Source organism: Polaribacter litoreus (assembly GCF_054584775.1).
This window is the reverse complement of sequence record NZ_JBTLRD010000006.1, coordinates 59,535-76,104: the sequence shown is the minus strand read 5'-3', so window position 1 is coordinate 76,104 and position 16,570 is coordinate 59,535. Positions and strand designations below refer to the sequence as shown.

At 31.0% G+C, this 16,570-nt stretch carries 13 protein-coding genes; 6 read left to right on the top strand and 7 right to left on the bottom strand.

Translation table 11 applies throughout. The annotated features are described in order from the left end of the window. Nucleotides 1–20: 20 nt before the first annotated feature. On the bottom strand, nt 21–476 hold the full coding sequence (locus ACW9UN_RS06660; RefSeq protein WP_459485072.1) for a MarR family winged helix-turn-helix transcriptional regulator: 456 nt from the start codon (nt 474–476) through the stop codon (nt 21–23). A 229-nt stretch (nt 477–705) separates the two neighbouring features. Here ACW9UN_RS06660 and ACW9UN_RS06655 point away from each other — a divergent pair, with 229 nt between their 5' ends. The 6 genes from ACW9UN_RS06655 (at nt 706) to ACW9UN_RS06630 (ending at nt 5,954) form a co-directional block, all read left to right on the top strand. After that, nucleotides 706–960: a hypothetical protein gene (locus ACW9UN_RS06655; protein ID WP_459485070.1), complete on the top strand. Its 255-nt coding sequence runs from the start codon at nt 706–708 to the stop codon at nt 958–960. An 82-nt stretch (nt 961–1,042) separates the two neighbouring features. Beyond that, nucleotides 1,043–1,264 carry a hypothetical protein gene (locus ACW9UN_RS06650; RefSeq protein ID WP_459485068.1) on the top strand — a complete coding sequence of 74 codons (222 nt, stop codon included), beginning with the start codon at nt 1,043–1,045 and terminating at the stop codon, nt 1,262–1,264. Nucleotides 1,265–1,565: 301 nt separating this feature from the next. After that, a complete protein-coding gene (locus tag ACW9UN_RS06645) occupies nt 1,566–2,495 on the top strand; it encodes an ABC transporter ATP-binding protein (protein WP_459485066.1) in 930 nt (309 codons plus the stop codon). A 3-nt stretch (nt 2,496–2,498) separates the two neighbouring features. Then, on the top strand, nt 2,499–3,824 hold the full coding sequence (locus ACW9UN_RS06640) for an ABC transporter permease (protein ID WP_459485064.1): 1,326 nt from the start codon (nt 2,499–2,501) through the stop codon (nt 3,822–3,824). Further along, nucleotides 3,825–4,688 (top strand): mechanosensitive ion channel family protein, encoded by an 864-nt coding sequence (locus ACW9UN_RS06635; protein ID WP_459485062.1) that lies wholly within the window; start codon nt 3,825–3,827, stop codon nt 4,686–4,688. 102 nt (nt 4,689–4,790) lie between these two features. Beyond that, complete coding sequence (locus ACW9UN_RS06630; protein WP_459485060.1) at nt 4,791–5,954, top strand: sigma-54-dependent transcriptional regulator; 1,164 nt, start codon at nt 4,791–4,793, stop codon at nt 5,952–5,954. Nucleotides 5,955–6,024: 70 nt separating this feature from the next. Here ACW9UN_RS06630 and ACW9UN_RS06625 read toward each other — a convergent pair whose 3' ends face one another. The 6 genes from ACW9UN_RS06625 to ACW9UN_RS06600 form a co-directional block, all read right to left on the bottom strand. Continuing rightward, a complete protein-coding gene (locus tag ACW9UN_RS06625; RefSeq protein ID WP_459485058.1) occupies nt 6,025–6,807 on the bottom strand; it encodes a pentapeptide repeat-containing protein in 783 nt (260 codons plus the stop codon). A gap of 331 nt (nt 6,808–7,138) precedes the next feature. Continuing rightward, nucleotides 7,139–7,942 (bottom strand): helix-turn-helix domain-containing protein, encoded by an 804-nt coding sequence (locus tag ACW9UN_RS06620; protein WP_459485056.1) that lies wholly within the window; start codon nt 7,940–7,942, stop codon nt 7,139–7,141. A 121-nt stretch (nt 7,943–8,063) separates the two neighbouring features. Next, nucleotides 8,064–11,828 carry a phosphoribosylformylglycinamidine synthase gene (gene purL, locus ACW9UN_RS06615; protein ID WP_459485055.1) on the bottom strand — a complete coding sequence of 1,255 codons (3,765 nt, stop codon included), beginning with the start codon at nt 11,826–11,828 and terminating at the stop codon, nt 8,064–8,066. Nucleotides 11,829–11,943: 115 nt separating this feature from the next. Next, nucleotides 11,944–13,044 carry an endonuclease gene (locus ACW9UN_RS06610; protein WP_459485053.1) on the bottom strand — a complete coding sequence of 367 codons (1,101 nt, stop codon included), beginning with the start codon at nt 13,042–13,044 and terminating at the stop codon, nt 11,944–11,946. Continuing rightward, a complete protein-coding gene (locus tag ACW9UN_RS06605; RefSeq protein WP_459485051.1) occupies nt 13,045–15,183 on the bottom strand; it encodes an endonuclease in 2,139 nt (712 codons plus the stop codon). A gap of 66 nt (nt 15,184–15,249) precedes the next feature. Continuing rightward, complete coding sequence (locus ACW9UN_RS06600) at nt 15,250–16,461, bottom strand: RsmB/NOP family class I SAM-dependent RNA methyltransferase (protein ID WP_459485049.1); 1,212 nt, start codon at nt 16,459–16,461, stop codon at nt 15,250–15,252. Between the last annotated feature and the right edge of the window lie 109 nt (nt 16,462–16,570).

The following is a 16,570-nucleotide window of genomic DNA, read 5'->3' as shown; positions in this document are numbered from 1 at the left end:
TTTATAGTTTTTTGTACTTTTTATTTATCTTCATCAATTGTGTCAAAAATTTTCTTTTCAGTAATTAATGTGTTTATTGTGTTCATCACTTTAAAAAATGAATCCAATTCGTTTTGATTGACATGTTCTCTAACAATATTGTTAAACTGATAAACGTGTCCTTTAGAAATTTTACGCATTTCCTTTCCATAATCTGTCAATTTAATAATTACGCTTCTTCCATCATCCGGATTTTTTTCTCTACTAATAGCTCCTTTTTCTTCCATATTTTTTAAGATTCTAGATAGGCTTGTAGGTTCCATACCCATTAACGGGCCTAACGCTGTAGATGGTGTTCCATTTACTTTATCAATAGTTAATAAAACAAAAGCGGTAGCCATAGTACTATCATGTTTTGCAGCTTGTTCATTATACATTTTAGCAACCGCTTGCCAAGTGGCTCTTAATTGATGATCAATTGAAATACTTTTATCCATTATGCCAAAGATATTAAAATATTACTATGCATGCATAGTAAATTAAAAAAAGTTATGCATGCATAGTAATTTTTAACATTTTATGTGTAAATTTAAATTGTTGAAAATAATTCTATATATCTGTTAATATATTAAGATTCAAGAAATATTTTAAGCTTTCATTTGAAATATTTACTTTTTTATTTTGTTATTGTTATTATTATTGCATCTAATCTTAAAAAAAAATATTATGAAAAAAATTAAAAATTTTGGAGTTTTCTCGATTGTTGCTATTTTATTTTTAGCTTTTGCTTGCGAAAAAGATAGTGTTATATTAGAAAATCAAAGCCAATCAAATAAAGTTAATATATTTGATACAAAAACAGAGACTTTAAGTGAATATGATTTAGTGGCTTCTAAATTAAATTTAGATCAAAGTAAATCTACAACTGAAAACTTTATAGAAATTGCTGCTATAGATTCCTCATACCTTAGAGATAGATAATGAAATAAGTAGCATTAAATTTTCTATTAATTCTAAAAAGTTTTATGTTATAGATATCAATAACGTTGAGTATGAATATAAAATGGTAAAAAATAATACTCTAGATAATAAAAATGTTGATGGAGAAGTTTTTTACAGTTTAGTTAGTGAGTCAGATGCAAAAGGACCTTGGTGTAAAGTAGCTTGTTATAGCATTTTTACTTTAATGGTTGTATCTGATGGTCCGGCACCGATTGCTGATATTATTGCCGCAATTGCTTTAGTAGAGTGTTTAAATGGTTGTGATAATTTAGATAATGTTTAATAGGAAAATATGATCAAACAAGAAAAAATAAATAAGGTAACTAAATATGTAATACTTGCATATCTAGCAACAAGAGTAGCAGGTTTCGTAAATAAAGGTTTTGAAACTGTTAGTGTGTTTTCACTAACAGTTTTATTCCTTTTATTTTTTTATATGGTTTATTTGTATTACTTAGAATATAAGAAAAAAGTATAATATAAATTTTATCTAAATTAAAAACTCTCAAATTAATTGAGAGTTTTTTTTTGTGTTATTGTTAAATAGTTAAATTTGTTGATATTAGAAAATAACCAAAAAACCAATGAGTAACTTACTAGAAATTAATAATGTTTCAAAAAAATATGGAGATTTTATAGCTTTAAACGATGTGTCCATTCACATTCCAAAAGGCAGTGTGTATGGGTTGTTAGGTCCAAATGGTGCAGGAAAAACATCATTAATAAGGATAATTAATCAAATAACGATGGCAGATGCAGGCTCTGTTGTGTTAGATGGAGAATCTTTAGCACCAAAACATACAGCAGATATTGGTTATTTACCAGAAGAAAGAGGGTTGTATAAATCTATGAAAGTTGGTGAGCAAGCTTTGTATTTAGCTCAATTAAAAGGATTGTCTAAATCAGAAGCCAAAAAACGGTTAAAGTATTGGTTCGATAAATTTGATATTTCTGCTTGGTGGGGTAAAAAAATTGAAGAACTTTCTAAAGGAATGGCACAAAAAGTACAGTTTATTGTAACTGTAATGCACAATCCTAAATTATTAATTTTCGATGAACCTTTTTCGGGTTTCGATCCTATAAACGCACAATTAATTGCCAAAGAAATTTTACAGTTGAGAGATGAAGGTGCTACAATTATTTTTTCTACACACAGAATGGAATCTGTAGAAGAAATGTGCGATGAAATTGCTTTAATCAACAAATCGAATAAAATACTTGATGGTAAATTGGCAGATATTAAACGTGAGTTTAGAACCAATACGTTTCAAGTGGGCTTAAATACAGCAAATCCGAATGAAGTTAAAGCACAATTAAAAGAAAGTTTCGAGGTTTTTGCTGCGGATTTTAAATTACTTGGTAATGAAATGACGATCAATGTAAAACTAAATGAAACAAATTCTGCCAACGATTTGTTGTCTTTTTTAACCAGTAGAGGAGAAGTGCAACATTTTGTAGAATTGATACCAAGTGCAAACGATATTTTTATTCAAGCCGTACATAAAAACAATTAAGCAATGAGCAAGTTAAAACTAATAATACAAAGAGAATTTATTGCAAAGGTTCGTAATAAATCGTTTATAGTGATGACTTTTTTAAGTCCATTAATCATGGTAGGAATGGGGGCTTTGGTTTATTTTTTGATGAAAAAAAATGACGAAAAAGTAAAAGAAATTGTTTATGTAGACCATTCAGGCTTGTTCTCTAAAGAAGATTTTAAAAACACAAAAACCATACATTATCAAGATTTTACAGCTTTAGGAGTAGCAGAAACCAAACAAAAAGTAGAAGAAGGAAACCATTATGGAGCTTTAATTATTCCGAAACAAGATAGTTTAGAGATTTTGGCAAAATCTATTGAGTTTTACTCTAAAGATTCTCCGGGTTTATCTGTAATGAACACACTTGAAAATAAGATTGAACGCAAAATAAGAAATCAAAAATTGAATAATTTTGGTATTGATGTCGATAAAATTAACGCATCAAAAATTCAGTCTGATATTAAAATGTATAACTTTTCTGGCGAAAAATCATCTAAATTAATCAATGGTTTAAAAATAGGAGTTGGTGCCATTGCTGGGTATTTATTAATGATGTTTGTAATTATTTACGGATCTTCTGTAATGCGAAGTGTAATAGAAGAAAAAACAAGTAGAATTATAGAGGTTATAGTATCATCAGTAAAACCTTTTCAGTTGATGCTAGGTAAAATTATTGGTAATGCTTCTGCAGGTTTGTTACAATTTTTAATTTGGGGTTTTTTAATATTTATTATTGCAACTGTAGCTTCTTCTATTTTTGGAATTGATATTGTAGAAATGCAAACCGCTAAATTGCCAGCAGAACAATTAGAGGCTGCAAAACAGGCTGCTGGAGGCGATAAAATGCAATTGGTTATTCAAGAAATTTTAAGGTTACCTATTTTAAAAATGTTTTTATTATTCATTTTTTACTTTTTAGGAGGGTATATGTTATACAGTTCCTTATTTGCAGCAGTGGGAGCAGCTGTTGATAATGAAACAGATACACAGCAATTTATGTTACCAATTATGATACCTTTAATATTAGGAGTATATGTTGGTTTTGCAACAGTAATTAATGATCCACATGGACCAATTTCGGTGGCATTTTCATACATACCATTAACAAGCCCTATAGTGATGTTAATGCGAGTACCTTTCGGAGTTTCTTGGTACGAATTGGCAATTTCTATGACATTGTTAGTGCTAACATTTATTTTTATGGTGTGGTTGGCAGCTAAAATTTACAGAGTAGGAATTTTGATGTACGGAAAAAAACCAAGTTACAAAGATTTATACAAGTGGTTAAAATACAAAGGATAAATGCAAGACACAATTAATGCTGTTAAAGACACAATTGTAGATGAAGCCACATCTATTTTAGATTATAAATTTGTTTTTAGTCAAGAAATAGGAATCACAGTAAGAGGATTAATCTTTGTTGTGGTTGCATTATTGGTAACTTCTTATGTATTAAAACTGATTAGAAAGTTTATCACCAGAAAAATGCCCGCTAACGACAAGCAGAAATTTGCAACAGTTTTTGGTTACGTAAGGTGGTTTGTGTTTTTGGTTATTTTTTTAATCACCATGAATACCTCTGGGGTAGATGTAACAGCAGTATTTGCGGCTTCTGCAGCTTTGTTAATTGGTGTAGGTTTGGCACTACAAACCCTTTTTCAAGATATTTTATCGGGTATTTTTATTTTAGTAGATCAATCTGTACATGTAGGTGATATTATTGAACTTGAAGGAAAAGTTGGCAGGGTTTTGGATATACGGTTAAGAACAACAAGAGCTGTAACTATAGATAATAAAGTTTTAGTGATACCAAATCATTTATATCTTACTAATATTTTATTCAATTGGACAGAAAATGGAACAGAAACAAGAGAAGTTGTTGATGTTGGAGTAGCGTATGGTTCTGATGTTGTGTTGGTAAAGAAAATTTTACTAGACATTGCAAAAGCACAACCAGCAGTGTTAACAAAACCTGAACCAACAGTGTTGTTTACTGATTTTGCAGATAGTTCTTTAAACTTTAGAGTAGTATTTACATTAAATAATAGTTTTGAAGCACGTTTTACACAAAGTAATATCCGCTTTGAAATTGATAAAGCATTTAGAGAAAATAATATCACAATACCATTTCCACAAAGAGATGTACATCTTTTTGAGCACAAATAAAAAAAGAAAAGAAAAAATAATCACGTATAGTTTTAAGGTTTTTAAGTGAATACCAACCCTGAATAGTAAACTTTAAAACGTTTGAATTTTTAAATTTAAAAAATGAGTAAAATTTTAATCATAGAAGACGAAGCTGCAATTAGAAGAGTATTAACTAAAATTATTTCTGAGGAAAATGATACCTATAACGTAGAACAAGCAGAAGATGGGTTGTTGGGTATTGAAATGATTAAAAACAATGATTACGACTTAGTGTTGTGCGACATAAAAATGCCTAAGATGGATGGTGTTGAGGTTTTAGAAAAGGCTAAAAAAATTAAACCAGAGGTGCCTATTGTTATGATTTCTGGTCATGGAGATTTAGATACAGCTGTAAACACAATGCGTTTAGGTGCTTTTGATTATATTTCTAAACCACCAGATTTAAATCGTTTATTAAATACGGTTCGTAATGCTTTAGACAGAAAAGTATTGGTGGTAGAAAATAAAAGACTCAAGAAAAAAGTAAGCAAAAATTACGAAATGATTGGTGAGAGTGAGAGCATCAATCACATTAAAGAAATTATAGAAAAAGTTGCAGCTACAGATGCTAGAGTTTTAATTACTGGACCAAATGGAACAGGTAAAGAGTTGGTGGCACATTGGTTACACGAAAAATCAGATAGAGTAAAAGCACCAATGATTGAGGTGAATTGTGCTGCAATTCCATCAGAATTGATAGAAAGCGAATTATTTGGTCACGTAAAAGGTTCATTTACAGGCGCAAATAAGGACAGAGCTGGAAAATTTGAAGCGGCAAATGGGGGTACTATTTTTTTAGATGAAATAGGTGATATGAGTCTTTCTGCACAGGCAAAAGTGTTGCGTGCTTTACAAGAAAATAGAATATCTCGTGTAGGTTCTGATAAGGATATTAAAGTAAATGTAAGAGTGATAGCTGCAACAAATAAAAATTTGAAAACAGAAATTGCAGAAGGAAGATTTAGAGAGGATTTATATCATAGATTGGCAGTAATTTTAATTAAAGTACCTGCGTTAAATGATAGAAGAGAAGATATTCCTTTATTAGTAAACTTCTTTGCCACAAAAATATCTGAAGAACAAGGCATGCCTAAAAAAACATTTTCTGACGATGCAATTCAATTGCTTCAGAAATATGATTGGACAGGAAATATACGTGAATTAAGAAATGTTGTTGAACGCTTAATTATTTTGGGAGAAAAACAGGTTTCTGGAAATGATGTAAAATTATTTGCTAGTAAGTAATTGTACCAAAAAAGTTAAAACGAGTTACACAACATAAAATTTATCTTTAAAGTATAGGCTTTAAATGCAATCAGTTTTTACTTATTAAAAGATATTTGTTAAAGCTTTTACCATTAATTTTGGTGTATTTAGAGTCAATATCATAACCAACATTCATTTTTGTAATATCGAATTCACCTAAAACTTCCATATATTTAATATTCAAATCCTCTTCAAAATTAGCATGGTTAAAAGAAACACCATTATTAAATTTTGTATATTTAAACACGGCTGAATCTTCAAAAATTGAATTTGCAAAGCTTACATTTTTGCTAAATTTTGCATATTTAAATGTAGCTCTTTCAGTAAATTTTGTGCTTTTAAAACTTATAGCTTTTTTAAACTCAGCCCTTTTAAACGTGTTATCATCATTAAAAATAGTACCCGTAAAATCGGTGTATTCTTTAAAATGAGAGTATTTAAACATTGCTTTTCCTTGAAAAGTACAGTGCTTAAAAATGATGTTATTATCAAAATCAGCCGTAAATGTATAACCAGAATCTTCATCGGGTATATATGCTAAAACATCGTCTTTAAAAACACAATTTGTAAAAGAGATATTCGCTTTAATCACTTTTTTTATAAGATTACTAGTATTGTTATTCCACCAACTATTTTTCTTTTTTTTAGGTAGTTTTTCCAAAGTTTCATCCATGTAAGTAAAGTCTAAAGTACCAACAATTGTGGTGTTTTGGTAAGAGATATCTTTACCTTCTTTAATGTTTTTCATTACATCTGAGGCTTCAATTGTTTTTTGAGCAAAAAAACTAAGCGTTAAAAAAAAACAAGTTGCGAATATAATTTTAGATTTCATTTTGTAAATTTAAGTGTTGTAATAAAGACAATTTAAAAATACAAATGTGACACATTTCTAAAAAAAAAAAGAGCTAATATAAAATTAGCTCTCTAAATTAATTATTAGTTTCCCCCAAAACTTATATAATTACACTACAAAAATAGTATTATAAAACAGAATTAAAAAGGTAAAAAATCGTAAGTTTTCAAACAAAGTTTTCATTTTACAGATACTGTTATTTTTGTAAAAAAAATTATATTTATTAAAATTAATAGTGTTTTTTTTATGATTCTTTCAAAGATAGCACTTTAAAAATCAATTAGATGCCAATTTTACTGTTGATAGCATATTATTTTAAATATTTTTTAATGCGTGGGTAGTCTTCTCTAAAAAAGGCACTGGGGGTTTTGTTTAAAAACCGTTTAAATTCTTTTTTAAAGTGAGATTCATCATAGTAATTATAATCATACATTAAAGCTTTAACTTCTGTATTGTGAGCCTCATATTTTCTCATTAAAGAACTAAAACGAATCAATCTGATGTATTTTCCTGGTGTAAAACCAATAATTTTTTTGAATTTAGTTTCCAGTGTTTTTTGACTAAAAGGAATCACTTTTAATAAATCACTTATTTGCAACATGCCCTCTTTCTCAAAAATAAAGTCAACAGCTTTGTCTATTTGTTCAATATCTTTATCCTGTGTTAACGTTAAGCTATTTAAAAATTCTAAAGTATTATCAATAAACACCTTTTCATTACCATTAGACTGTAAAAAAATATCCATAAACTTTTTAGACTTTTTTTTGTCAAATAAACATAAGTTGAGGTGCTTATTTGTTAGAGTTGATATGTCTGTTTTAAAAATCTTGTATAATGCTGTAGGATGAAATTCTATACCATAAATTACCCCTTCAGATTTCATGATAATATCGTAAGCACGATAATGCTGTCCTGTTATTATTAAGCCTTCGTATTCTTCTTCAGCGCTTTTAAATATTGAAATTTTCTGGTTGTTAGAAATATAGGATATTCTTGAAAAGCCTAGAGGTAAAATAATAGATGTAAAGGGTAAGTCTTCTTTAGAACAAGAAAGTTCATATAACTTGTTAACCAAATTATTTTTGTCATTTATATCAAAATATTTAAAATCCATGTCTATAGGGGATTATGCAATCTAAATATATTGAAATATGAACATAATAATCAGCCAATATCGCTGAAATATAGGTATTTGTAGACGAAATGTACGTTTTGTTAGAGGTTTAGTTACTTACCTAATATTTATTTTCAAGCCAAAGTCGTGCATTAACAAATGCTTCTAACCAAGGCGTAACTTCATCTTTTCTGTTGGCTGGGTAGTTTGCCCAATTCCACTGAAAAGTAGAACGCTCAATATGTGGCATTGTAACTAAATGTCTACCAGTTTTATCGCATAGCATTGCAGTATTATAATCAGAACCATTTGGATTATTAGGATACCCTTCATAACCATATTTTGCTACAATATTATAGTTTTCTTCAGTTTCTGGTAAACTGAATTTTCCTTCTCCATGAGAAATCCAAACTCCTAATTCTGTACCTGCTAAAGAAGATAGCATTACAGAATTGTTCTCTTGAATTTTTACGGATGTAAAAGAACTTTCGTGCTTTTGAGAATCATTATGTACCATTTTTCCATGAATTTCGTGTTCTGGATTGATTAGGTCTAATTCCATCCAAAGTTGACAACCATTACAAATACCAACAGACAAAGTATCTTCTCTTTTAAAGAAGTTTTTTAATGCCGTATTTGCTTTTTCGTTGTATTTAAAAGCACCAGCCCAACCTTTTGCAGAGCCTAAAACATCCGAATTCGAAAAACCTCCAACAGCACCAATAAACTGAATGTCTTCTAAAGTTTCACGACCAGAAATTAAATCGGTCATATGAACATCTTTTACATCAAAACCAGCTAAATACATGGCATTTGCCATTTCACGTTCTGAGTTAGAACCTTTTTCTCTGATGATTGCAGCTTTTGGGCGAACGTTTTGCTTGTCATTTCGACCTTGTGGAGAAATCTCATTTTTGTTGAGATTCTTCGACTTCGTTTCACTTCGCTCAGAATGACAAGAATCAACAATATCTTCTAATTTACCCGTAAAATTCTTAGGGAATTTATAGGTTAAAGGCTGATTTTTATAATTATCAAAACGATCTTGAGCTAAATTATTAGCAGTTTGTTTTTGATCTAATAAAAAAGAAGTTTTGTACCAAACATCTCTCAGTTCTGCAACATCAAAAGAGAAATCATCTTCATTGTTTTTGATGTTTATAGTTCCTGAATTATTTGCAGTTCCAATAGTAAAAAATTCAATGTTATTTTCTGATAAAATTGTTTCTACAGAAGCATCTGCTTGAAAAACAATTCCTGCATTTTCTGAGAACAATACTTTTATAGAATCTTCTTCATGTAAAGAAGAGATATCAAAATCCGCTCCTAAATTTACATCAGCAAAACACATTTCTAGTAATGTTGTAATCAATCCTCCAGAAGCAACATCATGACCAGCAGTAATTTTATCAGCTTTTATTAATCCTTGAATTGTATTAAAACTATTCTTTACAAATGCCGTATTTGTAACGTCTGGAGTTTCGTTACCAATTGCGTTTAAAGCTTGGTTAAAAGAACTACCTCCTAATTTATATTCGTCTTGAGAAATGTTGATATAGTAAATATTTCCTCCATCAACTTGTAAAACTGGTTCAACAACTTTAGTTATTTCGTTACAGTTTCCTGCTGCAGAAATAATTACAGTTCCTGGAGAAATTACATCTCCATCAGGATATTTTTGTTTCATAGATAACGAATCTTTCCCTGTTGGAACGTTGATTCCTAAATCAATAGAAAACTCTGAAACTGCTTTAACAGCTTTGTATAAACGTGCATCTTCACCTTCATTTTTACAAGGCCACATCCAATTTGCTGATAAAGAAATTGAATCTAAATTATCTTTTAAAGGCGCCCAAATAATGTTGGTTAAACTCTCAGTAATTGCATTTCTACTTCCAGCTTCTGGATTGATTAATGCAGAGATAGGAGCGTGACCAATTGAAGTAGCAATTCCTTCTTTTCCATTATAATCTAAGGCCATTACACCAACGTTATTTAACGGAATTTGCAAAGGCCCAACACATTGTTGTTTGGCAACTTTACCCCCCACACATCTGTCTACTTTATTTGTTAACCAATCTTTACAAGCCACAGCCTCTAACTGTAAAACCTGCTCTAAATAGATTCTTAAATTCTTGGTTTTATAACGCGGGTTTTTATATTTTCTGATGACAGTTTTATCTGTCATTATTGTTTTTGGTGATGAACCAAACATATCCTCTAAAGCCAAATCCATTGGTTTTTCGCCAGTAGTTTTAGACTCAAAAGTAAAACGATCATTACCTGTAACTTCACCAACATCGTAAATAGGAGAACGTTCTCTATCTGCAATTTTATGTAAAGTTTCTAGATGTTTGTCAGCTATAACTAATCCCATTCTTTCTTGAGATTCATTACCAATAATTTCTTTTGCTGATAGGGTAGGATCTCCAACTGGTAATTTATCTAAATCGATGTTACCACCTGTATCTTCTACCAATTCAGACAAACAATTTAAGTGTCCACCTGCACCATGATCGTGAATAGAAACAATAAAGTTTTCATCACTTTCTACCATTCCACGAACAGCATTTGCAGCACGTTTTTGCATTTCTGGGTTAGAACGTTGTACTGCATTTAACTCAATTCCTGATGCAAATTCTCCTGTATCAGCAGAAGAAACTGCAGCACCACCCATTCCAATTCTATAGTTTTCTCCACCCAGAATTACAATTTTATCACCTTCTTTAGGGGTGTCTTTTAATGCTTGTGCTGCTTTTCCATATCCAATTCCTCCAGCTTGCATTATTACTTTATCGAAACCTAATTTTCTTGCAGCAGCATCACTAGAAGCAGCATTTTCTTCGTGCTCAAAAGTTAAAACAGAACCAACAATTAAAGGTTGCCCGAATTTGTTTCCAAAATCTGAGGCTCCATTAGATGCTTTAATTAAAATATCCATAGGAGTTTGGTACAACCAATCTCTTGCTTCAAATTTTTGTTCCCAAGGTCTGTTTTCTTCTAATCTAGAATACGAAGTCATATAAACAGCTGTACCTGCTAAAGGTAAAGAACCTTTTCCACCAGCCAATCTATCTCTAATTTCTCCTCCAGAACCAGTTGCAGCGCCATTAAAAGGCTCTACAGTTGTAGGGAAATTATGTGTTTCTGCCTTTAATGAAATTACAGATTCAAATTCTTTAGTTTCGTAAAAGTCTGGTTTGTCTGCTGTTTTAGGTGCAAACTGTTCCACTTTTGGTCCTTTTATAAAAGCAACATTGTCTTTGTATGCAGAAACAATTTCGTTTGGATTTTTTTGAGAGGTTTCTTTTATCAATTTAAATAAAGAAGTTGGCATTTCTTCTCCATCAATTACAAAAGTTCCGTTAAATATTTTATGTCTACAGTGTTCTGAGTTTACTTGGCTAAAACCAAAAACTTCAGAATCTGTTAATTTTCTTCCGATTTTTGTTGCAACACTTTCTAAATAAGCAACTTCTTCATCACTTAAAGACAAACCTTCTTGATTATTATAAGCTGCAATATCATCAATCTCTAAAATGGCTTCTGGTTGAATGTCAATTGTAAATGATTCTTGATCTAATTTGTTGAATTTTTCCGAAATCATAGGATCGAAATCAGTGAATTCTTCAGAAACTGAAATAAATTCTTCAATTCTTATAATGCCAGAAATGCCCATGTTTTGGGTTATTTCTACAGCATTTGTACTCCAAGGAGTAATCATTGCAGCTCTTGGGCCAATAAAAAAAGCGTCTAAAGACGCTGCATTTATTTTAGGTTGATTCCCAAATAACCAAGTTAATCTAGAAATAGTTTCTGTAGATAATTCTTTTGTGGTTTGAACAGCAAATACTGTACTGTTTTTGTTTCCAAAGAAATGAATCATTATAAGTGGTGTTTGCAAATTGTTGTAAAAATGCAAATTTACTTTTTTGATTTTAATTTGAAGCAAAAAAAAACTCTCAAAATTTGAGAGTTTTTTAAGAACGTTATCAACATTACTAATTGATGATTACTTTTTTAGTAAGATTAGCAGAGTTACTATTCACTTTTAATAAATACACCCCACTTTTTAAATCTGTAATTGCAATCTTTTGATGATGTAAAGTAGGGTTTTTAGCCTCGTAAATTTTAGAGCCAATTATAGAATACAACTTAACGGAAGTGATTTCTAATCCATGAGGTATGTTAATCGTTATTTTTTTTGTTGAGGATGGATTTGGATAAATTTTCACATGCGTTAACAAAGCTATATTGTTTGTAGATAATATATTACCCCAAATTTGAGATACAAATTCTGGATGATCTATAAACGGGTTTCTGTTTCCTTGAAATTTAAAAGCTTCATCATTTCTAACAATTTCTCTGTTGCTTACAGGGTCATTAGTATGCCACTTGTACAATAGTTTAAGATACCAGTCTTCATATACTTGATTGTTTGTTCCATTTAAAGGATTGCTATTGGAAGAATTAGGGTTATCCCAAGAACTATGTGTTACTTCATCTTCATATCGTGTAGCAAAATAAAATAGCATTCTTGCAATATCACCCTTAAATTCATCAATAGGTTCAAAAACAGTTCCAGTAAAAGAACCAAAAGTATTAGAACCAACTTTAGAACCATTGTTAGATGTCCAACTTGCATTGGCAACTTCACCAAAAGGATAATTACTTCTTCGCCCATTTACATAGCCATCAGAAGGTACTACATGATGTATATCTGTTTTCATCGGACTTTGACTATTAAAAAAACCTTGCGGAAAAATATGCTCTCTATTGTAACAATCATTCTCTGAATTGTAGTTTCCACAATTTCTAGAGCCATGTTGATAGTTGTAAGAATCTGTGCCATTAGGGTTTTCTGAATACATGTCTAAAACCGAATTGTCGTTTTCATAAAAACTATCGGTATCTGAGGTTTCGTAAGCATCATACAAAGCACCATAACCTTGATCAATATGCCCATTAGAAATGATGTTTTTTAGTTGTGTTTTTAAAGTGTAGCCACTTGCTGTTGCAGTATTGTAATAATCAGTTGGTGCTTGAGAATAAGCGTAAAAAATAGAGGAAATGTTAAGAACAATAAATAATTTTAGATTCATTTATTTTTTGATAAATTTAGAGGAATAATAAGAGTTATCAAGGGCAAATTTAATAATATAAATTCCTTTAGAAAGATGTTGTATGTTAATTTCTTTAGAAGGATTTGGTACGGAGATTACTTCTTTGCCCAACGTATCAATAATTTTTAAATTATAAATTTTTGTGTTAGAAGAATTCTGAATATGGATGATATCACTTACAGGGTTAGGATAAAACTTAATGCCTTCTAAATAAAACTGATTTGTAGAAAGTACAATTGCACTGTGCAAACCAATATTTTCTACATTGTCTTTGGCGTAAACATCCCATTCATTATCTAAATCGAAAGTAGTATTTGGTTGAGAAACACCACTTTTTCTGCGGATGGTTTTGTCTTTTGCAAAATTACCACCACCACTGTTGTAGGTTCCAATAACATCTATTAAAACATTATCTTTAAATAAACCTACGGGATCATCACCATTAAAATGTATTGGAGCTCCCCAATTTGTCTCGCTTGCATTTGGTTGAATGTGGTCTGCTTTTGATATCAATTCCTCATTTGCTTTTTCATTAACAATAACAAAAGTAGTATTAGATAGAATTGTATAGTCAGTTAAAGTAAGTACGCCTATTTCTTCCCATCCATTGCCGTTTATACCTCCATTTGATTGTCTTTTTATACTATAAGAACTTAAATCTATGTCGTTTGGTGTTAAATTTACAATTTCTAATGCTTTATTGTTACTAGAGCCTTCTACGTATTCAGAGAAAAACAATTCGTTTGCTGCGGCACTACCATTTGTTGTAGATGCGTTAACTACGTTCGATAAATTTGATTCATTGCCAACTTCATCAACCGCCAAAACCTGAACTTTATATGTTGTAGAAGGTGTTAAATTTGTAGCTGTAAACATTTCGTTTTCGATAGCATCTACAAAAACATCATCAATATAAACCTTATATACATCTACTTTTGTATTATCTGTTGATGCAGACCAAGAAACGATAAAAGTAGTTTCAGTTTCGTTGCTTATTGTAATGTTTGTAGGTACTGTAGGTGCTTCGTTATCAGCTAAAGTAGAAACATTTAATGCTGTACTAAAGTCAGATGAATTATTTACAATGTCTTTCGCTAAAACTGTAAAACTATAATTCGTATTCGATGTTAAGTTAGATATAGTAACAGATGTATTTGAAGTTACCGTAACTAAATTGCCATCAACATAAACATCATAACTAGTTACTGCAATGTTATCAGTTGCAGCATCCCAAGATAAATCTACAGAAAAAGTAGTAACATTGGTTGCTGATAAGTTTGTTGGAGCAGTAGGCGCTTCTGTATCTGAACTAGTGTAAATACCCCAAGTATCTTCTGCTTTTGTACCTCCCCAAATTCTTGTGGCTAAAATGGGGTTGTCTATAAACGGATTACGATTTCCTTGTGCATTTAGATTGGTTGTGTTTTCATGATACGTATTTCTTTGTTTTTCAAAATCAGAAACAGGATCTTCTGCATTCCATTTTAGAAATAAATCAATCATGTCATCTGGAGTAGAGGAGTTATCGCCAATACCGATGTTGGTAGGCAAACACCTATCATCATAACGTACATACATATACATCATCATTCTGGCTACATCACCTTTCCATTCATCACCAGGATACCAACCAGCATTTGCTTGCGCACCAGAATTTCCTGTACCCTCTGTAAATTTTCTATTATTTCTAGAAGAGTTTCGTTGCGCATCTGCAGGTCTTAAATGGTGGGCATCAGAACCTGGCCCAGAATCGGAAAGTGCTGGAGTTCCTAAAGATTGCGAATACACATGTTCTCTATTCCAATTGCCAGAACTGCCACCATTATTATCAATTCCTCTTGTTCTATCATTGGTAACATCACCATCAGAACCGTTTTCAAAACCATAAATTAACAATACTTCTTGCGTATTGTTTGGATTAACGTCTGTAACTTTACTAGCATCCCAAACTTGGTCGTAAAACAAAAATTGAGTGTGTGTACTAATAATTTTTGTGGCCAAAGCTTCTTTTAAAGCTAGTCCTGTGAGGTTTAAATTAACATCATTATAATAGGCTTGTTGGCTGTATAAAAATGTTGTGAAAGTTAAGGTAAGTAGAAACGTAATTTTTTTGTACATAAATTGTTTTTTTTACAGTTTCTTTTTCAAGCATTTTTAAATTTTACAAATAGCAAGTCTGTAAAATTACTTTTTTTCTAAAAGTGCCATATAAAATCCGTCGAAACCAGATTTATGAGCCAATACTTTTTTATCTTTTACAAAAGTAAATTCTTTTCCTGATTCCGATGTTAAGAATTTATCAACTTGTTCTTGATTTTCGGAAGGCAAAATAGAACAAGTAGCATAGACCATTTTACCACCCGATTTTACCATTTTAGAATATTGTTGTAAAACATCTTGCTGTACTTTTTTAATGTTGTCGATAAATTCTGGTTGTAATTTCCATTTAGAATCTGGGTTTCTACGAATAACCCCCAATCCAGAACAAGGCGCATCTATTAAAACACGATCAGCTTTTCCATACAGTTTTTTTATTGGTTTTGTAGAATCGATAACGCGCATATCAATATTATGTGCTTTGTTGCGTCGCGCTCTAACCTTTAATTTTTTTAATTTACTTTCGTAAATGTCCATGGCAATAATTTGCCCTTTATTTTCCATTAAGGCAGATAAATGCAACGTTTTACCACCAGCACCAGCACAAGCATCTACCACTTTCATCCCTGGTTTTACATCGCAATACGCTGCTACTAATTGAGATGAAGCGTCTTGCACTTCAAAATATCCGTTATGAAAAGCTTCTGTTTTAAACACGTTGGCTCTTTCTGGTAAAATTAAAGCATCTGGATGCTTGGGTAAAATTTCGGTAATTACATTTTCTGATCTTAGTTTTTTCTGAAGAATTTCTCTAGAAATATTTAAGGTATTGGTTCTAAGAATAACTTTGGCTTGTTCATTTAAAGCAGCAATTTCTTTGGTCCAAATGGTTTCACCCAATTCAGATACACAAAGCGCATCCATCCAATCTGGTATCGATTCTCTGTATTTTCTTATTTTTGATAGCTCATCAAAACGACCTTTAATTCTACGTACAGGTACATCTCCGATTTGATTCCAATCAGGTAAGGCAATACCTCTTAAAATACACCATACCGAAAAAATACGCCAAATATCATCTCTTTGGTAAGGAGTTTTAACCTCTGCAATTTCTGCGTAAAGCCTATTCCATCTCGTAATTTCGTAAATGGTTTCTGCAACAAACTTTCGGTCTCTAGCCCCCCAGCGTTTGTCTCGTTTTAAAGCTTTTTCTACAGCTTTATCTGCATAAACGCCTTCATTAAATATGTCTCGTATGCTGTCTATTACTGCAAACGTTAAATTTCTGTGTAATCTCATTTTAAAGCAAATCAGCCACAAAGATACTAATAAGTTGTAGCTAAAAAATTAAATTTTTTAATGTTCTAAACGAGTTGACCAAATGTCAGCTATCACGTTAAAGCGCTTT